Annotated in this window: 21 protein-coding genes; 9 read left to right on the top strand and 12 right to left on the bottom strand. The window is 65.4% G+C overall.

Going from position 1 to position 21,640, the window contains the following annotated elements:
• Window positions 1-353: 353 nt before the first annotated feature.
• The 6 genes from AC1M2K_RS06585 to AC1M2K_RS06560 form a co-directional block, all read right to left on the bottom strand.
• Window positions 354-1,730 carry an LLM class flavin-dependent oxidoreductase gene (locus AC1M2K_RS06585; RefSeq protein ID WP_480240324.1) on the bottom strand — a complete coding sequence of 459 codons (1,377 nt, stop codon included), beginning with the start codon at window positions 1,728-1,730 and terminating at the stop codon, window positions 354-356.
• A 27-nt stretch (window positions 1,731-1,757) separates the two neighbouring features.
• A complete protein-coding gene (locus AC1M2K_RS06580) occupies window positions 1,758-3,449 on the bottom strand; it encodes a dipeptide ABC transporter ATP-binding protein (protein ID WP_480240323.1) in 1,692 nt (563 codons plus the stop codon).
• Window positions 3,446-4,309 carry an ABC transporter permease gene (locus AC1M2K_RS06575; protein ID WP_480240322.1) on the bottom strand — a complete coding sequence of 288 codons (864 nt, stop codon included), beginning with the start codon at window positions 4,307-4,309 and terminating at the stop codon, window positions 3,446-3,448. Before AC1M2K_RS06575 ends, AC1M2K_RS06580 begins: the two co-directional genes overlap by 4 nt.
• Window positions 4,306-5,343 (bottom strand): ABC transporter permease, encoded by a 1,038-nt coding sequence (locus tag AC1M2K_RS06570; RefSeq protein ID WP_480240321.1) that lies wholly within the window; start codon window positions 5,341-5,343, stop codon window positions 4,306-4,308. Before AC1M2K_RS06570 ends, AC1M2K_RS06575 begins: the two co-directional genes overlap by 4 nt.
• A complete protein-coding gene (locus AC1M2K_RS06565) occupies window positions 5,321-6,961 on the bottom strand; it encodes an ABC transporter substrate-binding protein (RefSeq protein WP_480240320.1) in 1,641 nt (546 codons plus the stop codon). Before AC1M2K_RS06565 ends, AC1M2K_RS06570 begins: the two co-directional genes overlap by 23 nt.
• A 202-nt stretch (window positions 6,962-7,163) precedes the next feature.
• The gene (locus AC1M2K_RS06560; RefSeq protein ID WP_480240319.1) at window positions 7,164-7,934 is read right to left on the bottom strand and encodes a MerR family transcriptional regulator; all 771 of its coding nucleotides are present in this window, start codon (window positions 7,932-7,934) and stop codon (window positions 7,164-7,166) included.
• A gap of 226 nt (window positions 7,935-8,160) precedes the next feature.
• On the opposite strand from AC1M2K_RS06560, the gene AC1M2K_RS06555 reads away from it, so the two are divergent.
• A complete protein-coding gene (locus tag AC1M2K_RS06555) occupies window positions 8,161-8,787 on the top strand; it encodes a small multidrug efflux protein (protein ID WP_480240318.1) in 627 nt (208 codons plus the stop codon).
• Window positions 8,788-8,813: 26 nt separating this feature from the next.
• On the opposite strand, the gene AC1M2K_RS06550 is transcribed toward AC1M2K_RS06555, so the two are convergent.
• The gene (locus tag AC1M2K_RS06550) at window positions 8,814-9,467 is read right to left on the bottom strand and encodes an MBL fold metallo-hydrolase (RefSeq protein WP_480240317.1); all 654 of its coding nucleotides are present in this window, start codon (window positions 9,465-9,467) and stop codon (window positions 8,814-8,816) included.
• A gap of 202 nt (window positions 9,468-9,669) precedes the next feature.
• Here AC1M2K_RS06550 and AC1M2K_RS06545 point away from each other — a divergent pair, with 202 nt between their 5' ends.
• Entirely contained in the window at window positions 9,670-10,572 is a 903-nt protein-coding gene (locus tag AC1M2K_RS06545) for an oxidoreductase (protein WP_480240316.1), read from the top strand.
• Between the two features lie 40 nt (window positions 10,573-10,612).
• Window positions 10,613-11,329 carry a DUF4386 domain-containing protein gene (locus AC1M2K_RS06540; protein ID WP_480240315.1) on the top strand — a complete coding sequence of 239 codons (717 nt, stop codon included), beginning with the start codon at window positions 10,613-10,615 and terminating at the stop codon, window positions 11,327-11,329.
• A gap of 14 nt (window positions 11,330-11,343) precedes the next feature.
• On the opposite strand, the gene AC1M2K_RS06535 is transcribed toward AC1M2K_RS06540, so the two are convergent.
• Window positions 11,344-11,946, bottom strand: a complete 603-nt coding sequence (locus AC1M2K_RS06535) for a YdeI/OmpD-associated family protein (protein ID WP_480240314.1) — start codon at window positions 11,944-11,946, stop codon at window positions 11,344-11,346.
• A 55-nt stretch (window positions 11,947-12,001) separates the two neighbouring features.
• Window positions 12,002-12,943 carry a helix-turn-helix transcriptional regulator gene (locus AC1M2K_RS06530; protein WP_480240313.1) on the bottom strand — a complete coding sequence of 314 codons (942 nt, stop codon included), beginning with the start codon at window positions 12,941-12,943 and terminating at the stop codon, window positions 12,002-12,004.
• A 107-nt stretch (window positions 12,944-13,050) separates the two neighbouring features.
• On the opposite strand from AC1M2K_RS06530, the gene AC1M2K_RS06525 reads away from it, so the two are divergent.
• The 4 genes from AC1M2K_RS06525 to AC1M2K_RS06510 all read left to right on the top strand — a co-directional run bounded on the left by AC1M2K_RS06525 (window position 13,051) and on the right by AC1M2K_RS06510 (window position 16,436).
• A complete protein-coding gene (locus AC1M2K_RS06525) occupies window positions 13,051-13,506 on the top strand; it encodes a VOC family protein (RefSeq protein ID WP_480240312.1) in 456 nt (151 codons plus the stop codon).
• Between the two features lie 134 nt (window positions 13,507-13,640).
• Window positions 13,641-14,933 carry a J domain-containing protein gene (locus AC1M2K_RS06520; protein WP_480240311.1) on the top strand — a complete coding sequence of 431 codons (1,293 nt, stop codon included), beginning with the start codon at window positions 13,641-13,643 and terminating at the stop codon, window positions 14,931-14,933.
• A 70-nt stretch (window positions 14,934-15,003) separates the two neighbouring features.
• Complete coding sequence (locus tag AC1M2K_RS06515; protein WP_480240310.1) at window positions 15,004-15,450, top strand: very short patch repair endonuclease; 447 nt, start codon at window positions 15,004-15,006, stop codon at window positions 15,448-15,450.
• Window positions 15,451-15,494: 44 nt separating this feature from the next.
• Window positions 15,495-16,436: a NaeI family type II restriction endonuclease gene (locus AC1M2K_RS06510; RefSeq protein ID WP_480240309.1), complete on the top strand. Its 942-nt coding sequence runs from the start codon at window positions 15,495-15,497 to the stop codon at window positions 16,434-16,436.
• A 21-nt stretch (window positions 16,437-16,457) separates the two neighbouring features.
• Here the strand turns inward: AC1M2K_RS06510 and AC1M2K_RS06505 are convergent, their stop codons facing one another.
• Window positions 16,458-17,441 (bottom strand): DNA cytosine methyltransferase, encoded by a 984-nt coding sequence (locus tag AC1M2K_RS06505; RefSeq protein WP_480240308.1) that lies wholly within the window; start codon window positions 17,439-17,441, stop codon window positions 16,458-16,460.
• Window positions 17,442-17,654: 213 nt separating this feature from the next.
• On the opposite strand from AC1M2K_RS06505, the gene AC1M2K_RS06500 reads away from it, so the two are divergent.
• Together AC1M2K_RS06500 and AC1M2K_RS06495 are read left to right on the top strand one after the other, a co-directional pair.
• Window positions 17,655-18,548, top strand: coding sequence for an HNH endonuclease (locus tag AC1M2K_RS06500; RefSeq protein ID WP_480240307.1), 894 nt, complete (start codon window positions 17,655-17,657; stop codon window positions 18,546-18,548).
• A 151-nt stretch (window positions 18,549-18,699) separates the two neighbouring features.
• The gene (locus tag AC1M2K_RS06495) at window positions 18,700-18,996 is read left to right on the top strand and encodes a hypothetical protein (protein ID WP_480240306.1); all 297 of its coding nucleotides are present in this window, start codon (window positions 18,700-18,702) and stop codon (window positions 18,994-18,996) included.
• Window positions 18,997-19,220: 224 nt separating this feature from the next.
• Here the strand turns inward: AC1M2K_RS06495 and AC1M2K_RS06490 are convergent, their stop codons facing one another.
• Window positions 19,221-20,234: an isopenicillin N synthase family dioxygenase gene (locus AC1M2K_RS06490; protein WP_480238830.1), complete on the bottom strand. Its 1,014-nt coding sequence runs from the start codon at window positions 20,232-20,234 to the stop codon at window positions 19,221-19,223.
• A 188-nt stretch (window positions 20,235-20,422) separates the two neighbouring features.
• Entirely contained in the window at window positions 20,423-21,616 is a 1,194-nt protein-coding gene (locus AC1M2K_RS06485) for an MFS transporter (RefSeq protein WP_480240305.1), read from the bottom strand.
• Between the last annotated feature and the right edge of the window lie 24 nt (window positions 21,617-21,640).

The following is a 21,640-nucleotide window of genomic DNA, read 5'->3' as shown; positions in this document are numbered from 1 at the left end:
TCGCACCACCCCCCACGAGCCGGTGCGGCGCGTCCTTCGCACTCTAGGGCCAGCGCCTCACGCGGCGGCGGCCTCACCCCCGGAATTCCGCGGTTTGTCACCATGATTGGGTGCAAATCCGCTACCGCGCCGCACGCCGATCAAGCAGAACGCCAACCGGACCCGACAACAGCAGGAGAAGCAACGCCCAGTAATCCACGCCGGCACGAACGTCCCGAGCACGAAGGCCAGCGACAGAGTACTTTCTGCGCACGCCGACGAGAAAGGGGGCGTCTACTCACCTGTTCCGGTCGTACTCACCTGGTGCAACACGTGAGTACGACCGCAACGAGTGAGTACGTGTACGGGCTCCGCTACTCGACCAACGCCGGCGCCGGCACCGCGAACGCCCCTCGGTAACGTGCGGCCGGGTGACGCTCGTTGAGACGAGGCTCCCCGAACAGCTTCTGCCGCAGCGGACCCTCGGAGTACTCCGACTGCGCGAGCCCACGTTCACGCAGCACCGGCAGCACCTTGTCGGCGAACTCCTCGAACGACCCCGGGATCACCCAGTTGATGACGTTGATACCGTCGACGCCTGCCGCCTGCCAGACCTCGATCTGGTCAGCAATCTGTGACGGCGTCCCGACCAGCCGCGTGTTTCGCGCCTGCAGTATCCCGAGGTCACCGACCACCGGTTCCCGGTCGGTGATGTAACGCGACGTCCACTCGAGGAAGCCCCGGGCTCCGTTCGTGTCGACATCCTTGAGCGGGGTCGACGGGTCGTACACGCGACCGTTCTTGTCGACGACGGCCATGTGCGCGAGGTAGCCGTCGACGCTCACGTACTTCTCGTACTCGACCGCCTTCGCCTGCGCTTCTTCCTCAGTGTCTCCGATCACGAAGCTGAGACCCTGGAAGAATTTGATGTCGTCGGCGTTGCGTCCGTGCGAGACGGCGAGCGCGCGCGTCTCGGCGATCTGCTCGGCGGCAACGGCAGGGCTCGGCGCGATGATGAACACGGCCTCCGCGTTGCGGGCCGCGAACCCGCGACCGGATGCCGACGATCCGGCCTGGTAGAGAACCGGCGTCCGCTGCGGCGACGGGGAGGGAAGGTGAGGCCCTTCGACGCTGTACCGCTTGCCCTGGTGGTAGATCTTGTGGATCTTCGACGGGTCCGAGAACGACGACCCTTCCTTGTCCTTCAGCAGAGCGCCTTCATCCCACGAGCCCTCCCACAGCTTGTAGGTCACGTCGACGTACTCTTCCGCCCACTCGTAGCGTTCGTTGTGGTCGGTGAGCTGGGTCTGCCCGAAGTTGCGTGCCCCGTTGTTCTGCATCCCGGTCACCACGTTCCAGGCGATCCGCCCGTTCGAGATGTGGTCGAGCGTCGACACCTGCCGCGCGAACTGGAACGGGTGGCTCTGCACCACGTTCGACGTCAGCGCGAGTCCGATGTGCTCGGTGTTGACGGCGAGCGCGCTGAGCAGCACGGTCGGGTCGTTGCTGGGGATCTGCAGTCCTTCATGCACGTAGACGTCGAAGTCGGCATCCGAATCCCCGTACAGTCCGGTGACGTCGGCGAAGAACATCGCATCGAACTTCGCGGCCTCGAGCAGCTTGGCCAGGTGGATCCAGGTGTGAACATCGTTGAACTCGGTCTGGCGCGCATCCGGCCGGCGCCACTGGCCGTGGTGGATGTGCGATCCGGTGTTCATCACGAACGCGTTGAAATGAAGGGGCTTGGGCACGAGACTCTCCTGAATCTGAGGGTGTTATTAGTCGAGGGTCGGCAGCGAAGCGACGAGCTGCTGCGTGTACGGATGCTGCGGGCGGTTGAAGACGTCGTCTGCGGTTCCGCGTTCCACAACGGCCCCGTCCTTCATGACGAGGACCTTGTCGCTGATGTGGCTGATCACGCCCAGGTCGTGTGAGATGAACAGGTAGCTGAGGCCGATCTGCTTCTGCAGTTCGACGAGCAGGTCGAGGATCTGCGCCTGGATGGAGACATCCAGCGCCGAGACGGCCTCGTCGAGAACGATCACCGACGGTGAAGGGGCCAGGGCACGCGCGATCGCGACCCTCTGGCGCTGCCCGCCGGAGAGCTGCAGCGGGAAGCGCGGAAGGATGTCATCCGTCAACCCCACCTGCCGGATCAGTTCGTGGACGCGCGCCTTCTTCTCGGCCGTGGTGCGGGGCTCTTCGTCTGTGACGGCGTCGAGGAGGATGCGCTCGGTGTTCCAGCGCGGGTCGAACGAGCTCAGCGGGTCCTGGTAGACCACCGAGATCCGTTTGCGCAGCTTGCGCCGCTGGGTCTCCTTGATCGACGTCCACTCCCGGCCGAGGAGGGTGACGGATCCCTCGTCCGCCTCGGTCAGCGCCAGGGCGATCCTGGCGGTCGTGCTCTTCCCTGAGCCTGATTCGCCCACGATCCCGAGGGTCGTTCCCGGCTCCAGCTCGAACGACACGTCGTGAACGGCCGTCGACAGGCTGCCGTCCGGCGACCGGAACCGCTTGACGAGATTCCTCGCCTCGAGCACCGGGCCGGCGTAGTCGGCGAACTCCTCAGCGAAAACGGCAGGATGTGCTGTCGCGACGATGTCGAGCTCCGGACCGAGCCGACGGCCACGGGTGTGCTCGCCTGGCACGGCACCGATGAGGCTCTTCGTGTACTCGTGCTGCGGGTCGGTGAGCACCTGCTGAGCCGCCCCGCTTTCGACGACAACGCCGCCCTTCATCACGAGGATGTGATCGGCGAGGTGCGAGACCACCGACAGGTCGTGACTGATGAGGATGATCGAGACGCCCCGCTGTTTCGTGTCGGCGAGGAGCGACAGAACCTGAGCCTGCACGGTCACGTCGAGAGCCGTCGTGGGCTCGTCGGCGATGATGATCTCAGGGTCGAGGGCGAGAGCGGATGCGATGAGCGCACGCTGGCGAAGTCCACCGGAGAGTTCGTCCGGCCGTTGCCGTGCGCGCTGCGCTGGAAGGGGAACGCCGACGGAGTCGAGCAGTTCGACCACCTTGCGTTTACGGCTGGACCGGTCGCCCCAGCCGTGCAGCTTGAGCGCCTCCTCGATCTCCTTGCCGACCGGGCGGAGCGGGTCGAGCGAGACGAGGGCATCCTGCAGGATGAAGCCGATGCGGCGCCCGCGGATCTGACGCCAGCGCTTCGACGCGACGGTGGTGAGGTCTTCGTCGTCGAGAGTGAGCGCGGTCGAGTCGACCGTGGAGTTGCGGCCGGTGAGGCCCACGATCGTGCGGGCGGTGACGCTCTTGCCCGACCCGGATTCACCGACGATCGCGATGCACTGCCCGCTGTACAGGTCGAAGGAGACATCCTTCACGACCTTGTGGAACTGACCGCCGCGGGTGAATCCGACGTTGAGGTTGTGGACGGACAGGCGCGGCTGTTCCGTCGCGGGGATGCCGGCGGCATCCGTTCGCTGTGATGGGAGCAGGTCGGTCATTTCTCACCCTTCTCGAGGGAGGCCTGAATGTGCTTGCCGAGTGTGGTCGCCGCGATCGCGAGGGCGACGATGACGAGGCCGGGGATGACCGTGAGCCACGGGGCCGAGGTGATGTACTGGCGGCCGGCGTCGAGCAGGGCGCCCCACTCCGGCGATGGCGGCGCGACGCCGAGGCCGAGGAACGCGAGGCTCGACGCCCAGACGATGGACTGGCCGACCGAGAGGGCGATGATCGCCACGAGGGGGCGGATGGCGTTCGGGATGATGTGGTGGCGGAGGATGCGTCCGCGGCTGTGGCCGAGCGCTGTCGCGGCCTCGACGTAGCCGGACGTCTTCGCGGAGAGGATCTGGCCGCGGATCATCCGGGCGTAGCCGGGTGACGTTCCGACGCCGACGGCGAAGACCTGCGAGAACGCGGACGGTCCGATCACCGCGACGAGCAGCAGCGCGAGCAGGAGGGTCGGGAAGGCGAACAGCACTTCGATGACCCGGTTCACCGTGCCGGCGAGGTACTTGCCGGAGAGGGCGGCGATCGAGCCGAGGATCAGGGCGATGGTGAGGCTGACCGCCGTCGCCCCGATTCCGATGAGGAGGGATTCGCGGGTGCCCCAGATGACACGGCTGTAGAGGTCGCGGCCGGATTCGTCTGTGCCGAACCAGTGCGAGAGCGACGGCGGCTGGAGCGAGTTCGCCAGGTCGAGCGCGTACGGGTCGTGGGTGGCGAGCACCTGGGGTGCGAGCATCGCGACGACGAAGAAGAGCAGCGCCGCGAGCGCGACACCGAGGCCGAGCGGGACGACAGCCCGTTTGCGACCGCGAGCGGCCGGCGGGGTGACGGGGACTTTCTGCTGCAGGGTCATGAGTTCTTCAACCTCGGATCGATCAGCACGTAGACGAGGTCGACCAGGAGGTTGGCGACGACGTAGAGCGCGGCGATGAGTACGACGACTCCGGTGACGATGGGCAGGTCCTGGGTGGCGACGGCGGTGACGAGCACCCGCCCGATGCCTGCCCGGGAGAACACGGTCTCGACGACGACCGCGCCGGAGATGGTGGCGCCGAGCGCCCAGCCCGACAGGGTCACGGCGGGGAGCACCGAGTGCCGGAGAACGTGGTGCAGTCGAACGCCGAGGTCGCCCATTCCGCGCATCCGTGCCGAGATGACGAACGGCTGTTCCAGCGACTTCTCGAATTCGGTGCGGGTGGCCTGGCTCATGAACCCGGCCAGCGGGATGGCGAGGGTGAGGGCGGGGAGCAGGAGTCCGGCCGGGTTCGACCCGCTGATCACGGGGAACCAGCCGAGGCTGAGCGAGAAGACGAGCAGCAGCAGGATGGCGAGCCAGTAGTGCGGCAGTCCTGCCGTCGTCGTGTCGACGATCGCGCCGAAGGAGCTGGTCTTCGGGCCGCGTCCGGCGGTGAGGACGATCCAGACGACCATGATGAGCCACGACAGCGCGATGGCGGTGAGGGTCAGGACGAGGGTCGGGCCGATCTGCTCGAGGATGATCGTCGAGACCGGCCGGTACTGCTGGTACGACATACCGAGGTTGCCGGTGACGAGCGCCTTCATGTAGTCGAAGTACTGCACGACGATGGGGTTCAGCAGACCGTACTGCTCGTTGATCTGCGCGAGCTCTTCTGGCGTGCGCTGGATCGCCTGGCCGGCGCGGGTGTTGAGGATGACGGTGGCCCGGTCGCCCGGAAGGGCCGCCTGGGCGAGGAACGCGGCGGTGGCCGCACCGAACAGCACGATGACGGCGCCGAGAACTTTTTCGACGAACCGCCTCACGAGCAGGCGGTTGCGCGACCGCCGCCGGGCCGCCGACGCCTGAGCGTCAGCGGCCGCGGTGGTCGCGTCGTCCGTTTCGGGATTACTCGACGAAGTAAGCGTCATGGAACACCGGTCCTCCCTGCGCGTTCTCCTGCCAGACATCCTTGAGGTACGGGGACACGGCGAGGGTCGACAGCCTGTCGTACAGGCCGATGGCGAGTGCGTGGTCGGCGATGTACTCCTGTGCCTGGGCGTAGAGCGCGTTCTGGGCGTCGAGATCACTTTCGGAGTTGGCCGCGAGGATGAGCTCCTCGAGTTCCGTGCTGTTGTAGAACGCGGAGTTGTTGTAGTTCGGGCTCTCCGGCAGGTTCTGGCGCCAGTTGATGTGCAGGATGCCTGCGGTCACGGCAGTCCAGTAGCCGGCGGAGATGTCCCGCTCCTCCGGCGTGGAGTACGCCCCGGAGAAGAACTCGCTCTGCGGCACCGGAATCAGCTCGACCTTGAAGCCGGCAGCTTTCGCCTGTTCCTGGACGCCCTGGAGAATGGATGCTCCTTCGGCGTTGATGATCGATCCGGCGCCGTAGGGGAGAACGATGTCGAGCGTCTCGCCGTCTTTCGAGCGGTAGCCGTCGGCATCCTTCTCGGTCCAGCCGGCCTCGTCGAGAAGCTCGTTGGCCTTGTCGATGTCGTAGTCGTAGGCATCCGCTGCCTTCTGGCTGTATCCGGGGGTCGTCTGGCTGACTCCGCCGTTACCTTCGAACGGGATGACGCCCTTGCCGATGGTGTCGACGAGGGTTTCGCGGTCGAGGCTGTATGCGAACGCCTTGCGGACGTTCTCGTCGACGAACGGGCCCTCGACGGTGTTGAAGCTCAGCTGCTGCGGTCGCCCGGGGGTGACGTACTTGGCGAGGTTGAAGCCCTCGGTCTCGAGTCCGGCCCACTCGATGGCGGGCACGTCGTAGAGCGCGTCGACCTCGTCTGCGCGGAGCGCCGAGGTGCGGGTGGTTCCGTCAGCGACGAAGCGCCAGTTGATCTCTTCGACGTATGCCGGGCCTTCGTGCTTCGCGTCAGCGGGCCAGGAGGTGTAGTCATCGTTGCGGGTGAGGACGATGTTCTCGCCGCGGTTCCACTCCTTGACGATGAAGGCACCTGTTCCGATCGGGGCTTCGCAGTTCTCTTCCTCGGTGCGGGTCTCCAGTGCCTCCTGCGACTGGATCGCGAAGTAGCTCTGCGAGAGGTTGTCGGCGAGGCGCGGGTACGGAGCCTTGAGGTGCACGGCGACGGTCTTCTCGTCGATGGCCTCTGCCGAGTCGTAGTAGCCGTCGAGCCAGACCTTTGCGGTGGAGTTGCCGCCGGCGACCCAGTAGTCGAAGTTGTACGCGACGGCTTCGGCGGTGAGGTCGCTGCCGTCGGTGAACTTGACGTCGTCCTTGAGAGTGAAGGTCCAGGTGAGGCCGTCGTCTGACGGGCTCCACTCCTCGGCGAGCCACGACACGGCCTTGCCGTCCTTGTCGAGTGAGGTGAGGTTGTCGAGCACCTGGTAGCTCAGGTACGCCTGTTCGATCCAGCCGCCGAAGACGCAGGCCGGTTCCTGCTGGTGGGCGTATTCGATGGTGCCGCCGTCGACGCGCTTGGCGTCGTCTGCTGGGCCTTCTGCGCCACCGGCGCACGCGGTCAGCGCGAGGGTGGCGAGCACACCGACGGTTACGGCAGACAGAAGTTTTGCGGGGATTCGTGACATGCGAATGGGCTCTCGTGTGACTGGAGTAGACGCCGACCGTGGAGGTCGAGGCGTGGCACCGGTTGGTAGTGAAGGACTCTATGGTCGAGCCGGACACGCGCAACAGGTCGTCGGTCACACTTCGTAGCGTGGGGCGTAACGCGGCGTCATAGTGGGTCCGACGACATCCGCTCAGTGGTGCCTGACGGGTTCCCCGGGTCCTTCAGCGTTCGGTGTCGTCGTCGGAAGACGCGGCATCCGCGGCATCCGCGTCCGGGGGCGGTACCGCGAGGATGCTCGCGCGCCCGAGCACGTCGAGTTGCGCCTCGTTGTACAGCTCGGTGATCGTCGCGAGGAATGTCTCCTGCGCCACTCTCAAACTCTTGGACAGATGCTCGGTTTGCTGTGTCAGCCAGGGATAGTCCGCGAGATGCTTGGCGAGTTGAGGCGCAAGCGATTCGGCGATGCGTTGCCGGGTGGCGTCGCTGGCGTCAGGCGTGAGCGCGTCGAACTCGACGCTCGCGACATCGGGATCCGCCTCGATCATCTGCTTGAGATCAGACATGGCCGACTCGTCGTAGAGCTGCGAATAGACGAGCATCAGGGACCGGTCAGGGTCGGACAGTTTGCCCGCGATGTCTTCGAACCCAGCCGGGACGTTGGTCACCGTCGATCCTGCGAGGATCGCCCGGATCTCGGCTCGTGCACGCTGTAACCGTTCGATGCTGGCGGTGAGGTCGGCATCGATCGCTCTCAGCGCCGGAGCGGCATCCGCGCTGTTGGCGACCCCGACTGCCTCGATCTGCGCGAGGGGAACACCGAGATCGCGGAGCCGGCGGATCTGCAGCAGGCGCACGAGGTGGCGAGCGCGGTACTGCTTGTATCCGTTCGACATGCGCTCGGGCTCGTCGAGCAGCCCGGCCCGGTGATAGTGCCGGACCGTGTTGACGGTGGTCCCGGCGAGGTCTGCCACTTCGCGTGTGCTCCATGCCATCGCTGTCGCCTCCTCTCCCTGGTGCAGTGACGATTTCATCCTGCCCTTCCCATTCAAGACTGTGTTCCCGGAACAGGGTCAAGGGTGGTGCGAAAAAACCATTTCGCAGACCCCGCGCTTGACCCTGTTCTGAGAACACGGTCTTAGCTGAGTGCCATCACGTCCGCAGGATCGGGCCGCTCGGCGGCCTCCCATTCGAGCGGCATCCGATTCGAAGAGAAGAGCTATGAACAATCCATACGACTGGCTGCAGGACTTCATCAACCAGGTTCCAGACATCCTCCAGCCGCTGATGGTCGCGGTCGCCGCCGCGATCCCCTATGTCGAGGGCGAGGGAGCGGCAGCGCTCGGCATCATCGCCGGCATCAACCCGATCGTCGCTGCGCTTGCCGCGATCGCAGGCAACGTGCTGTGCGTGATCGCCGTGGTGCTGCTGGGTTCACGCATCCGCAGCGGTGCCGTCAGGCGACGCGCAGCTCGCACGACGGCGACGGAGGTCGCCGCAGAACGTGCGGGATCGGGTCTCGTCACCTCGTCGATCGCCACCACGGGCACCGCCACACTGACGACCGAAGAGATCCCCCGCACCGCTGTCGGATCAGAGGAGAATGCCGACGCGGCTCGCCCATCCAAGGGTCAGGCCAAACTGCGGCGCTGGCTGGTCAAGTTCGGCGTACCGGGCGCGAGTCTTCTTGCGCCGCTCGCCCTGCCGACCATGCTGACCGCCGCATTCTTCGTCGCGTCCGGAGTGCGCAAGGAGTGGGTCATCCTCTGGCAGATCGTCGCGATCGTCCTGTGGACGGGTTCTGTGGCGATAGCCGCGACCGGAGTACTCGCTCTGCTCGGCTGGTGATGCGCGGCCGCATACACCTCGGACGGTCACCACTCGGCGGCGCCACCGATCCAGCGCGTCGGCGGGTTGTGGCCGGCGCAGACCCACTCGATCTCCTCCGCCTTGATCCGCTCGCGCAGCAGCTTCTCGGTCGTCTTCGCCATCGGCTTGTCGCTGATGATCACGCGGTAGAACTGCTTCAGGTCGCCCTCCCTGGTGACCCGGACGGCATCCCCCGTGAACAGCACATCGTGCCAGCGGTACCCGACGTGTCCCGGCGTGTGGCCCGGTGTGGGAAACGCCAGGAGGCCGGGGAAGATCTCGAGCGTACCTGTGATCTCGACCACACCGCCCGGGCAGTCCGAGTGGGCGATCCTGTTGATGAAACGGCGCAGAGCGGTCGGCGGGCGGACGTCGCCGCGGAGGATCGCGGCATCCGCTGTGCTGATCCAGACCGGGACCTGGAGCGCCAGTTGCAGTCGTTTGACGACCTGCGCGTGGTCGACGTCGTAGTGGGTCAGCAGGATGTCGGTGACGGCCCCGGTGCGGGACTCAGCGTCGCGGAGTTCGGCGAGCACTGCCTCGAAGCCGGAGTCCATGCCGGGGTCGATGACCGCAGTACGCCCCTCACCGCGCACGACGTAGCCGTTCGCTCCCGTCGATCTCTCCAACTGGAAGCAGTTCTCGGCGATCTTGCGCATGTGGATCCTCCCTGAACGTCAATTACGTCACCTGGGAGCGTTGTGGCGCAATGGCTTGCCTCGGTGGCAAGTCGGATAAGGGTGGAATCGCCGGGGTCTAGACGTAGCCTTACGCCGTATGGTAGCTTTCCTCACATCACCTTACGCCGTATGGTGAGCGACTGATTCGAGACAGCCGCAGCTCCGCTCAAAGGACTCGATCATGACCAGCACTCTCACCACCTCCCACACCTGGACTCAAGCCAGCATGCCCGATCTCACCGGGTCGACGGTCATCGTCACCGGCGGCAACAGCGGGATCGGCTTCGAAGCGGCGCGCGCCTTCGCCGCCCACGGTGCCCATGTCGTGCTCGCCGTCCGAGACGAGGAGAAGGGGAGGGATGCCGCGGCAACGATCGCGGGCTCCACCGAGGTTCGCCGGCTGGATCTGGCCGACCTCGCCTCGGTCCGCGAGTTCGCGGCATCCTGGACCGGCGACATCCGTCTGCTCGTCAACAACGCCGGCGTCATGGTGCCACCTCTCACCCGCACGGCCGAAGGCTTCGAACTGCAGTTCGGCACCAACCACCTCGGGCATTTCGCGCTCACCAACCTGCTCCTGCCGCAGATCACCGGCCGGGTCGTCACCGTCGCCAGTAGTGTGCACCGCTCGGGTCGGATCGACTTCGATGACCTCAACTTCACCAGCCGTCGCTACGGCGGTGGCTCGGCCGGCTACGCACAGTCGAAGCTCGCGAATCTCTTGTTCACCCTTGAGCTGCAGCGGCGTCTGGCCGAGGCGGGGTCGAGCGTTCTCGCGACGGCGGCTCACCCGGGCATGGCGGCGACGAACCTCAACTCGAGTTCCACGAACGTGATGCTCAACGCCTTCGCCAAAGTCGTCGTCGCGCTGTTCGCCCAGAAGGCGCTCGACGGTGCGGCGCCCACGCTGTTCGCGGCGACAGCCGCGATGCCCGCCGCCGGATACGCCGGACCGAGCAGGCGCGGCGGATTCGCGGGCCCGCCCACCCTCGTCGACCGCTCAGCCGACGCCTCCGATCCGATCGCCGCCGCCCGCCTCTGGGCGGCATCCGAAGACCTCACCGGTGTCAGCTTTCCGCTGTGAACGCCATCTCCACTCCAACCAGACCCGAAAGAAGACGACCATGAGCACCACCCGCAGACCACTCACCGACCGCACCAGGGCACGCATCGTCGGGATGCTGTTTCTCGCCGCGATCCTCGCCTACGGAATCGGGACGTCCCTCACGACATCCGTTTTCGCCTCACCTGACCCGCTCGCCGGCGTCGCAGCGAGCACCGGGCAATTCACCCTGGGCGCGGCACTGATGGTCGCCAATTCGGTGATCGTCGCCACCATCGGCGTGCTGCTGTTCCCGCTCCTCGCGCGACACAGCAGGCTCACCGCTCGGATCTACCTCGGCGGCCGCCTGGTCGAGTCGGTCGTCCTCCTCATCGGGATCGGATTCCTCGTCTCCCTCGTCGGCCTCAGCGGTGAGCTGGCGACGGCCAGCGCCACGGATGCCACGGAGCTTGCGACACAAGCCACCTCCGCACTCGCCGCGAATGATGTCGCCTATCAGATCGCGATGGCTGCGCTCGGGTTCGCGAGTCTGTTCTTCTGTGCGCTGCTGTTCCGGGCGCGGTTGGTTCCGCGGTTCCTCGCCGTGTGGGGCTTCGTCGGATACGGCGTTTTCTTCGTCGGAGCGGTGCTCGAACTCCTCGGCGCAGCGGGCTGGGGGCTGCCGCTCTCGATTGCGGGCGGGCTCTTCGAACTGGTGCTCGGGGTGTGGCTGATCGTGAAGGGATTCGGCGGGCGACCCGCGGGCGTCCCGGCCGAACGAGCATCCGTCGCCCTCTGAGGCACAACCGGGGACTACGGCGAGGCTGGCGAGTCTGGCGCGGCACGACGTCCGGCGAGCCGTGTGACCAGGCTGGCAATTCGACGGGCCCTGGTTACCGGGTTCGGTGCGGTCAGGATCGGACTCATCGCGACGAACCGGTCCCCTCGGTTGAGGCGGGAGAATTCCGCCTCAGCCGCCGGTACCGCGTTGAGTGCATCGACCAGGTCGGCCGGGGCCTCCGCCGTCGCCTGGCCGGCATAGGCGCGCTCCCAGCGACCGTCGGCTTTCGCGCGTGCGATCTCCGCGTGTCCCCGTTCCCGCAGGCGACCTTCACTGAGAAGCCGCCCGACGATCTCGACGTTGCGCTGCGACCACAGGGACGCAGCACGGCGCGGGGTAAAGCGCTGCTGGAACGTGTGGGCGTCGAACGACTTGCGCTGGCCGTCGATCCACCCGCTGCACAACGCCTCCTCAAGCGCGAGCTGATAGGTGATCGAGGTCGGGCTGGTGACGCCCTTCTTCGCGAGCATCAGCCAGATGCCGTCAGACGTGCCCTCGTTGCTCGCGAGCCACTCGCGCCATCCGTCGATGTCGGAGATGATCAGCGGATGCTTCGGGTCGTCTTCGTTGCTCACAATTCTGAGGATGCCAGAGCAAGCGGACAGTCCGCGTCCGCTATCTGCGAAAGCCTCACCCGTGCGAGCGATCGAGCCGCTCGGCCAACACCGCCGACGCGGCAAGGAGCGGCTGAGGCCCGACGATGCGAAACGGCGCGTCGAGACGCAGGATGTGAGCGAGAAGACCTGTCCACGACCACGAGCCCGCCGTGACGAGCGATGACCGATCGGTGATCGCCTCGACCTTTCCGTCGAGCAGCCAGGGTGCGAGTTCGCGCACCGACAGGGCCACCTCGAACTGCCCGACGCAGGGCCAGCGATCCTCGTCCGTCGACCCCTTCGACCTGGCCGCGAGGAAGGTTCCGACGTTCCCTGTTGGAACCGGTCGAGGAACAAAAGACGGACCGGCGGGAGTGCGGGGCGCCATCCGGTCGAGGCGATAGATCCGCCAGTCCTCACGGTCGAGGTCCCATGCCACGAGGTACCACGAGGCGTTCCGGGCGACCAGTCCGTGCGGTTCTACCCGCCGCGGAGGCGTATCCCGGTCACGGTAGTCGAAGCGAAGAATCTTGTTGAGCCTGACGGCTTCGCTCACTGCTTCCAGCGTTGCGGGGTCGACCTGATCGCGGCTCGCCGTGCCGGTGAACTGCACCCCATCGACGCGGTGGCGGAGCCGCGACGGCATCACCTGCCGCACTGTGGCGAGAGCGCGGCCGGCCGCCTCTTCGATGGCGACGCCGCTCGATGCAACGTTCTGCAGGGCAACCGCGATGGCCACCGCCTGGTCGTCGTCGAAGAGCAGAGGCGGCAGTTCGGAGCCCGCGGCGAGCCGGTACCCGCCATCCGGTCCCTTCACGGCGCCGATCTGGTACCCCAGTTCGCGAAGGCGGTCCACGTCGCGTCGCACGGTTCGGGTGGTCACCTCGAGTCGCTCGGCCAGGACCTGCCCCGGCCAGTCTCGCCGAGTCTGCAGCAGCGACAGAAGAGCCAGCATGCGTGAGGGAGCTCCGGTCATGACATCCATTCTGGCAAAAGAAGAGGACTCGATCTGTCCGCTACTGATGTCAGTCTCGTCCCGACGGCCTCCTCGCCGCCGCACACCTCCGAAGACAAGGACACACGATGACCATCTCGACCACGACGCACCTCAACTTCCCTGGAACTGCGCGCGCAGCGCTCGACTTCTACCAGAGCGTTTTCGGGGGCGAGGTCTCCGCGACCACGTACGGCCAGCTCGGCATGCCCCAGGATCTGCCCGATGCAGGCAAGGTCGTCTTCGGCCAGCTCATCGCCGAGAACGGATTCCGGGTCATGGCATACGACGTCCCCGGTCGAACGGAGGAGTTCACCGGGTCGACCCGTCGTGCGAACGGCGCGACAATCACCGATCAGCCCTTCTTCCTCTCGGTTCGAGGCGAATCCCTCGACGAAGTCACGAGCTACTGGGACGCCCTCGCTGACGGCGCCACCATCATCGAGCCCCTGGCTGCGTCGGCGTGGACTCCCGGCTTCGGGATGCTGAGCGACCGGTTCGGAGTGACGTGGGTCCTCGACGTCCAGTCGGCATACGCTGACTGAACCTCGGGCTGGCTCCCGGTCTCGAACCCGGGAGCCCTCCGCTCGCCGGAGTCGCCGGCACCCCACACTGGGGCCTCGCCGCGGGCATCCGTCGCAACCTAGATTTGGGTGTCGCTGCCGAACGAGGGGATCGGATGGATCACGAGACCCACTACGACGTGCTCGGAGCTCCGCGCTCGTCGACGGCCGCGGAGCTGAAGCAGGCCTATCGGCGAGCGCTCCGCACGAGCCACCCGGACGTCGGCGGGTCGGCCGAGCGCTTCCGGGTCGTTCAGGCGGCATGGGCGGTGCTCGGGAACACCGCGCGTCGGGCTGAGTACGACCGCCTGTACATGCCGCAGGCATCCGCTCCGCCGAGGACTGCATCCGCTCCGACCGGTGGGACCAGGCGGGAGCGCACCTCGTCGCGGCGAGCCGCGGATCAGCAGACGGCCCAGCCGAGCGCGAAGGCAACGCCCACCTTTGCGACCGTGCACGGGCATCCTGGTGGGCGGTCGCGGGCGCGCTACCTCGACATCTCCCGTGAGTGGATGCTGTCGCCCCAGCCGCCGGCAGCGCCGCCGAGACCGTCGCGGGTCCCGCATGAGCACGACAGGTTTTTACATATGTGGGGTGTCGTCTTCCTGCAGTTGACGGCCGGGTTCGTCGCGGTTCTCAGTGTTCTCGTGCTGATCGGTGCGCTGACCGGGACCCTGCCGGCGGATGTCGTGTGGCAGGTCTGGCGATCGGTCAGCGTCTCGGCGGCGAGTCTCTCGTTCCTCGGTGGCGGGCTGATCGCGGTGATGCGTCTGGCAACGAGCCGGCCGCGGGCCGAGGTGCGCCGGGTGCGTGCGAGGAACCGGGAGATCTATCACGCACTCGTTCGCCAGCATCGGGCGGAGCAGAAGCAGTTCGCGGAGGACCTGGCGCGGCGTCCGGAGGACGCGGAGGCGTTCCTGAGCTCGCCGTTCGCGTTCGACTCCGTGATGGTCGCGCCGGCGAAGGCCCGAGCGTATCTCGACCGTGCTCTGGCGCAGGAGCGGATCGCGCTGGCGCTGAAGTCTCTCAGTGCTGAGTTCACGGTCTGGCATGACGTGCTCGTCGGTGAGGCGAACCTCTATGCGTCGCATCTGGTCGTCGGGCCGCAGGGGCTCTTCCTGGTTGAGCCGCTGCTGGAGCGCTCGCGGATCGATGCGGCGCGGGTCGCCGAGCTCGCGGATGCTATCGGCGTCTCCGGGCTGACGGGCATCCTGTTCGTGGATGTCGACCCGGCGGCGGTGAATGCGACGCCGGCGAAGCTCGGTGAGCATCCGACACTGATGTGGCGGGTGGGAACCGGCCGGCTGGCGGCGTTGCTCGAGGGTGGCATCCACGGCGTCGGCCACGGCGAGGACTGGGAGGTGCGTCAGCTCGCGGAGCGGGTGGCGCGGAGGGTGGCGTTCGCGTAGTCCCGCAACTCAGTCAGCCACCGGATCTGCAAAGTAAGCTGACTCTAGAGCCTGACCACGGACCCATTAGATGATCTCTCCAACCGAACGCCTGATACCGCCCACCCTGGGACGGCGACGCAACATGCAGGCCAATCGTCGTCGTGACACTGGACCGGAGCTCGCGATTCGTTCGATCCTCCATGCGTCGGGTCTTCGGTATCGATGCGACCTTCGGATTGACCTAGATGGCGTCCGAGTGCGGCCCGACATTGTCTTTACCCGCCGACGTGTGGCCGTCTTCGTCGACGGTTGCTTCTGGCATTCGTGTCCCCAGCATGGTCGCGATCCGATAACGAACCAGTCGTATTGGACCCCAAAGCTCCAGAAGAACCGGGAACGCGACCTTAGGAACACATCTGCGCTTGAGGCGGCCGGCTGGACCGTCTTGCGGGTTTGGGAGCATGTTCCACCAGCTGAAGCCGCAGCGTTGGTAATGACGCTCATCTACCCACCAATTCCGACCGAATCTGAATAGATCCCGCTCCACGAGCACGACATTCTTGGCCCTATGGTGATCACATGACGCTCTTTGACGATGTGCCCGGTTCGCCACCAGACCATGCCCTCGAAGACGTCATCGTGGAACTGAAGACGCTTGACCCCGATGGCGTCATTGCAGCAAAAGTGTTCCGGCAAACGTTCGACCAACTGTATGACGGGCAACGGACCGGACGATTTCGCGTTGACCAACTCTTCAAGACGGAGAAGACCCACTTCGGGACGCTGATCGAGATCAACCTTCAGCGCGCGTTCAAGTTCGAGGACGGGAATCTCCTCGACTACCGAATTGCCGGCAGCGAAGTGGACTGCAAGTACTCGCACACGGGTGCGTGGATGCTTCCTCCTGAGAGTTTTGAGCAACTCGTCTTGGTCGCGCAGGCAGACGATCAGAAATCCGTGTGGAGTCTTGGGCTTATCCGTGCGACCCTCGCGAACCGTCGCCTCAGCGAGAATCGAGACAGGAAGACAGGTCTCAACTCGGGTGGCCGAGCGAACGTTACTTGGCTGCACCGCAATGCACCGATGCAGCCGAACGCGTTAGCCCAATTGCCACCCGCAGCGATCGACAGGATATTCGCCTCGTCGAGCGGCCAACAGCGGATCAACGAGCTGTTCCGCGTCGCAACGAACCGGCGCCTCTCGCGATCGATCATCGCTACCGTTGCGCAACAGGACGATTTTATGAAACGGGTGAGAGAGAACGGAGGCGCGCGCGAGAAGCTGCGACCCGAGGGCTACCTGATCCTCGGCGGTGACTACAGCGCCCAACGACACCTTGCGGAGAGCCTGGCAATAGCCGTCCCCGAGCCGGGCGAGTTCGTCAGCGTTCGCGTGGTCCCCGCCACCTCGATGGACATCGCTTCTGCAATGCTCGACGGAAAGTGGTGGCGAGCGGTGTCCCCCGGCGAGTCCGTGAACACGCCTGCGCCAACGTTTACCTCGTTAAGCAACCGCGCCTGACGATTAATCGCACATCGTGGCTTAGCCCACGGCGCGAAGTTCGGCTGCTTCGGGTACAGCGAACTTTGCTCCGAGCGCTGTCGCTATCGCAACGCCAACGCCTTGTGCCACGGGCGGCGGGAAAGCATTCCCGATCTGACGGTAGACCGAAGTCTTGCGGCCCTCGAATCGCCAGGATGGGTCGAACCCTTGGATCCGCGCGACCATGGGATTGGTCAACCGAGGGATATGTGTCTCCGGCATGTCCGCGCTCGGGGCATCTTCCACAATTCCCTTGCCGTCAACCCCGAGTGCAAGCCAAGCTGCCTTCGCACGGGTCGGCCCGAGGTCCGCGCCACCGTGCTTCTTGGATCCGCCCACGACGGTAGGCGCAATGCCATTGGCACCACGAACCCATTGCTCTGTTCCCGACCACCCATTCGCACCCATCAGCGGCCGCAGAGCCTGGCCGACGGTCGTCATAGCGTTCACTGGGCGCGGCCATTCGAACTTCTTCATCTTTGATCGCCGGAGCGCAACAAGGATGAATCGCGGTCGCAACTGAGGCACCCCGAACTCGGAAGAGAAGAGGAGCTGCCAGCTGGACGCGTAGCCCAGGCGCTCAAGCTCATCAAGAATCTGTGCCCGGTATGGCTCGAACCGCGCAGACGCCAAGCCCTTCACGTTCTCGAGCATCACAGCTTGCGGCTTCGCCTCACGCACCAACCGCAGAGCCTCGGGGAACAAATCCCTCTCATCGTCGGCACCGAGTTGCTTGCCCGCGAGGCTAAAGGGCGGGCAGGGGACACCACCAGCGAGGAGGTCAATGCCGCGGAAATCCCGACCGTTAAGGTTACGAACGTCATCGGTGACGACATTCCACTCCGGTCGATTCCGACGGAGAGTCTGAGCCGCGTCCACATCGATCTCTAGCGCGAGTTCGTGTCCGAAACCCGCTTGCTCTAGTCCGGACGACTGACCACCGGCACCGGCGCAGATCTCAATGGCGGAAAGGTTCGAACTCATGTGAATAGCTTAAGCGGGGCGTCCGACATCGACGTACCGGCGCACGGGAGTCGGTCTAAGTTTGCGGAATCGACGGCGTGCGAGCCCAGGGCGGGGCGCCTAGCCATCGCATCGAAACTCAGGAGCCAGACACAGGCACTCCCGAATCGACAACCTGAGCTGTCCCGTACTGGGGCTGGAGAGGAATATTGTGCGACGCTAACGTCGCTACCTGTGAACAACGACGCGATTACAGATTTGACCGCGAGGACTCTCCCCGAACGGCGATTTCTTCCGGAGCCCAGTGACGTCGTACTTTCCGGCCTCGACGGACTCGGTGTCTCCCACTTGGAGCTTTACGGTTACCTCCACGGGCGACGAGAAAATCCGCCGACCATGAACGAGATTCGCGAGTTCGACCTCGCGCTAACGTCCACGTCGGGTTCGGGAGCGCGAACCCAGATCGACCGGCGAGTACGAGATCTCTATGTCTACTTCGAGATCCAAAAGATCCCGATAAAAGGGAAACGAGGACCCGGCTACAAACTTGTCGCGTGGGAAGAATCACCGAAATCCAGCAAGAACGTGCGAATCAGCAAAGCCCTCCGGGCGAGGGTTCTTTCGCCTCAACGCTGCGCTATGTGTGGCCGTGGGCCACTTGTTCATGGCGTAGAACTCGAAGTCGATCACAAACTTCCACAGTCATGGGGTGGGCTTAATGACGAGGATAACCTGCAACCGCTTTGTACTGAATGCAACGCAGGCAAGAAAGACTGGTTTTCAAGCTACGAAGTGTTCGCATCGCAGATCGAAACGGCTACACAGTTTCCTGAGCCACACAGGCGCATCGGCGAACTTCTGAAGGCGTTCGACGGTGAACTTGTCCCGGGCGATCTCATAAGCGTGGTGGCCTCGATGGGCGCCTTCCAGGAGGATTGGCAGAAGCGACTCCGTGAGCTTCGCGAGCTCGGCTGGAGAGTGGGACACAAGAACGTTCGCCTTGGTTTTGGCACCAGGCGCGTCCGCTCGCACTACTTCTTGGAGCACGCTGAATCGTGGCCGCTCACGTCAATACACGAAGCACTGAGAGAAGCCAAGAGTCGGCGGAATGCGGGAAAACTGCTTTAGCGAACCAGGCTTGAGTAGCTGTTCGTTTTCGTCCGTGAGGTCGACCCATCGCCTATTTCGTCGATCAACTCGCGGAGGGGCTGGAGGCGCTCCGCTCAAGGGCGTACTGTCCCAGCGGTTGGGCAACGGTGCCCGAAGATTGGGCAAGAAAATGTTCAAGAAGTCGATAGCGAAGGCGAGCGCGACGGGCGTCGCTCTCGGTACGCTTCTGGCGGTCGGTACTGTAGGCCCGGTCAACGCGACACTGCAGCCCATTCCAATAGACGTGACCGTGCACACTGTCTTCGGCCAAGAGGTGAGCGCGCTCGAAGGCAACATTCCCGGTTGCGCCACCGGAACGGTTCTTGAGGGAAGGAGCAAGACGCACTTCGCGTCGTGGGGTGGCGTATACGCGGGCGTGAAGGAGTTCACCTGCGCTGGCGGCGAGGGGGCGTCGATGTCCGCTTGACCGCCGTATTCGGTGAGTTCGGATCCAGAGGTCACTGGAAAATCATCGATACGTGGGGCTTCCTGGACGGTGTGAAATCGTCCGGGTACCTCGTAGGGACGAACACCGAGACCGGCATCGACGACCGTTACATCGGTGCGGGCAGGTAACGACCGGCGACCCGCGGCCTTGATCTCGACAAGCTCGATCAGCGGAGTGACGCCCGACCAGCGGCTGGAACCCAATCAGCGCGCTACGAGCAGATCCTGGTGGTGGATCTCCGCCACATTCGGGTGCGCCCGCAGGCGGTACCGGAGCGCATTGTCACCGTAGGTGTCGAGGATCGGGCTGTTCGTCGGATCCACCGACAGTCCACGCGCCTTCGCCGCCAGCTCCGGGCTCAGCTCGAGCCGCGGGATCGTCGCGTCCAGAGCCGGGTTGAAGAAGAACGGCACCGAGATGCGGTCCGACCCGACCGGGGGAGAGAACACCCGGTGCAGCGTGGCCTTGAGGTAGCCGCCGGTCGCCAGCTCGAGCATCTCGCCGATGTTCACGACGAACGCCCCGGGGATCGATGGCGCATCGATCCACTCGCCGTCGTGCTCGACCTGCAGACCTTCCTTGCCCGGCTCGACCAGCAGCAGGGTCAGCACCCCACCGTCACGGTGCGCACCGACGCCCTGCTTGCGCTCGGTGTCTGACTCACCTGGGTACCGCACGATCTTGGTCAGCGAGAACGGCTTGTCGGCGAACGCCGCGTCGAAGGAATCCTCGGGCGCCCCCAGCGACACCGCCCAGGCGCGCAGCAACCGCAGCGAGACCCGGCTGAGCTCGTCGTTCCACTTGACCGCGATCTCCTCCAGCTCGGGCAGTGCCTCGGGCCACAGGTTCGGGCCTTCGAGGCGCCAGTAGTCGGGCGTCCCTGGGGCCGGCTCGACGGCATCCCGTTCCGGTCCGATGTCGATCTGCTCACGCCAGTCAACGTCGCCGTGGGTGAGTTCGCCACCGACCCGCGTGTAACCGCGGAACTGCGGGCTGTGCACGTTCTCGAGCTTGAGCTTCTCCTCGGTGGGCAGGTCGAAGAAGCGACGCGACACGTCGAGGAGGTCGTCGATCAGTCCGCGGTCGACCCCGTGGCCCACGAGGTAGAAGAAGCCGACCTCGTGGGTCGCGCGCAGCAGATCGGCACGGAATGCGGCCGCTTCGTCAGCGCCGGCATCCAGTCGGGAGAAATCAAGGATCGGGAGGGTCTCACTCATGATTCGATCCTGCCACCGACGATCACGGCCGCTGACAATATGACGACGGATGCCGATTCTGCGGGGCAGATTGCCGGGTTACGTCATCTGTCGAGAATGTTACGTGGACCCCTTCGCTTCGTCGCTGGCGCTCCTCCAGCGAGCGGGAGCGGGAGCGGCGGCGAGGACCAGCGGGCGGGTCTGCCGAGCTACGCCGTCGCGAGCACCCGCTGCCGACCCACCGTCACGGCGAGCGCCCCCGCGGCAATGCTCAGCAGCGCGACAACGGCCACGCCGATCTCAAGCGCGAGCTGCAGTCCGGATGCCGTCGCCAGCGCTCCGAGGATCAGTGCGATCGATCCCTGCAGGAAGTACGCGACGAGGTAGACGCTCGACACGGTTCCGGCGCGGTGGTGCGCAGGCGCCGCCGCGCTGATGAGTCCGAGTCCGCCGGAGAACAGGGCGGCGTAGCCGAAGCCTGCCACGATTCCCGCTGCGAGGAACAGTGCCAGCGAGTGCTCCACCGACGAGAGGAAGAACAGGCCGACACCGATCACCGTCGTGACACCGCCGAGCACGATGATCAGGTCAGAGCGCCACCGTCGCACGAGGAGTGCACTGGCTCCGATGACGACGGCATTGAGTGAGAGGACTGCGCCGTTCACGAGCGCGTTGTCGGACCGGATGAGTTCCTGTGCGATGTCCACTCCGAGCGACAGGATGAGGGCTCCGAGTGCGAAGGCGCCGGACACGGCCGCCGCCGAGATGGCGAAGCTGCCGCGTAGACCACGCGGCACGACGAGCGGTCGCGGGCGCCACCGCCCCGTTGCCTCGGCCGCCGTGTGGCGCGGAAGGAACCACGCGGCGACAGCGACTCCGGCAACGACAGCAGACAGCACCCAGAAATTGAGATGCGTCGGGATGGGCCCGTACTCGATGAGCGCACCGCCGACGAGGGTGGCAAGCGCAAGACCGACCGCGGTCGACGCGGTCGTGGTCGAGCTCGCCCGCCTCTCCTGGCCTGGCGCGCTGAACTCCACCATCGCGGCCGTCGCGGGGCTCAGCGACAGGCCGACCCCGATCCCCATCAAAGCGCGACCGACGAAGATCCAGCCGACGTTCGGCGCGAGGGCGAACAGCAGCACGCCGGCGAGGGACGCGGAGAGGCCGTAGAGGATCGTCCTCCGGCGGCCGATGTAGTCGGAGAGGTTTCCGAACAGTACGAGCACGATGACGAGCACCAGCGGGTAGACCGCGAAGATCGCCGTCGTCACCGCCGGGGTGAGGTTCCACTCGGCCGCATAGAGCGGGTAGCTGACCGTGGGTGCTGCGCTGGTCCAGAGGGCGATCGCGACCACGGCCGCGGCGACCCAGAAGCTTGCCCGGCGTCCGAGAGAGTGCATGATTTTCTGCCTTTGCGAAAGGTG

The sequence above is a fragment of the Mycetocola sp. Y171 genome (assembly GCF_056713165.1).
This window is presented reverse-complemented; position numbering and strand designations above follow the sequence as displayed.

Bases quoted from the DNA above. Each gene is read 5' to 3' on its own strand.
- AC1M2K_RS06580 (WP_480240323.1), bottom strand. From the start codon at position 3,449: ATGACCGACCTGCTCCCATCACAGCGAACGGATGCCGCCGGCATCCCC.
- AC1M2K_RS06575 (WP_480240322.1), bottom strand. From the start codon at position 4,309: ATGACCCTGCAGCAGAAAGTCCCCGTCACCCCGCCGGCCGCTCGCGGT.
- AC1M2K_RS06570 (WP_480240321.1), bottom strand. From the start codon at position 5,343: ATGACGCTTACTTCGTCGAGTAATCCCGAAACGGACGACGCGACCACC.
- AC1M2K_RS06565 (WP_480240320.1), bottom strand. From the start codon at position 6,961: ATGTCACGAATCCCCGCAAAACTTCTGTCTGCCGTAACCGTCGGTGTG.
- AC1M2K_RS06560 (WP_480240319.1), bottom strand. From the start codon at position 7,934: ATGGCATGGAGCACACGCGAAGTGGCAGACCTCGCCGGGACCACCGTC.
- AC1M2K_RS06555 (WP_480240318.1), top strand. From the start codon at position 8,161: ATGAACAATCCATACGACTGGCTGCAGGACTTCATCAACCAGGTTCCA.
- AC1M2K_RS06550 (WP_480240317.1), bottom strand. From the start codon at position 9,467: ATGCGCAAGATCGCCGAGAACTGCTTCCAGTTGGAGAGATCGACGGGA.
- AC1M2K_RS06545 (WP_480240316.1), top strand. From the start codon at position 9,670: ATGACCAGCACTCTCACCACCTCCCACACCTGGACTCAAGCCAGCATG.
- AC1M2K_RS06540 (WP_480240315.1), top strand. From the start codon at position 10,613: ATGAGCACCACCCGCAGACCACTCACCGACCGCACCAGGGCACGCATC.
- AC1M2K_RS06530 (WP_480240313.1), bottom strand. From the start codon at position 12,943: ATGACCGGAGCTCCCTCACGCATGCTGGCTCTTCTGTCGCTGCTGCAG.
- AC1M2K_RS06525 (WP_480240312.1), top strand. From the start codon at position 13,051: ATGACCATCTCGACCACGACGCACCTCAACTTCCCTGGAACTGCGCGC.
- AC1M2K_RS06520 (WP_480240311.1), top strand. From the start codon at position 13,641: ATGGATCACGAGACCCACTACGACGTGCTCGGAGCTCCGCGCTCGTCG.
- AC1M2K_RS06515 (WP_480240310.1), top strand. From the start codon at position 15,004: ATGATCTCTCCAACCGAACGCCTGATACCGCCCACCCTGGGACGGCGA.
- AC1M2K_RS06510 (WP_480240309.1), top strand. From the start codon at position 15,495: ATGACGCTCTTTGACGATGTGCCCGGTTCGCCACCAGACCATGCCCTC.
- AC1M2K_RS06505 (WP_480240308.1), bottom strand. From the start codon at position 17,441: ATGAGTTCGAACCTTTCCGCCATTGAGATCTGCGCCGGTGCCGGTGGT.
- AC1M2K_RS06495 (WP_480240306.1), top strand. From the start codon at position 18,700: ATGTTCAAGAAGTCGATAGCGAAGGCGAGCGCGACGGGCGTCGCTCTC.
- AC1M2K_RS06490 (WP_480238830.1), bottom strand. From the start codon at position 20,234: ATGAGTGAGACCCTCCCGATCCTTGATTTCTCCCGACTGGATGCCGGC.
- AC1M2K_RS06485 (WP_480240305.1), bottom strand. From the start codon at position 21,616: ATGCACTCTCTCGGACGCCGGGCAAGCTTCTGGGTCGCCGCGGCCGTG.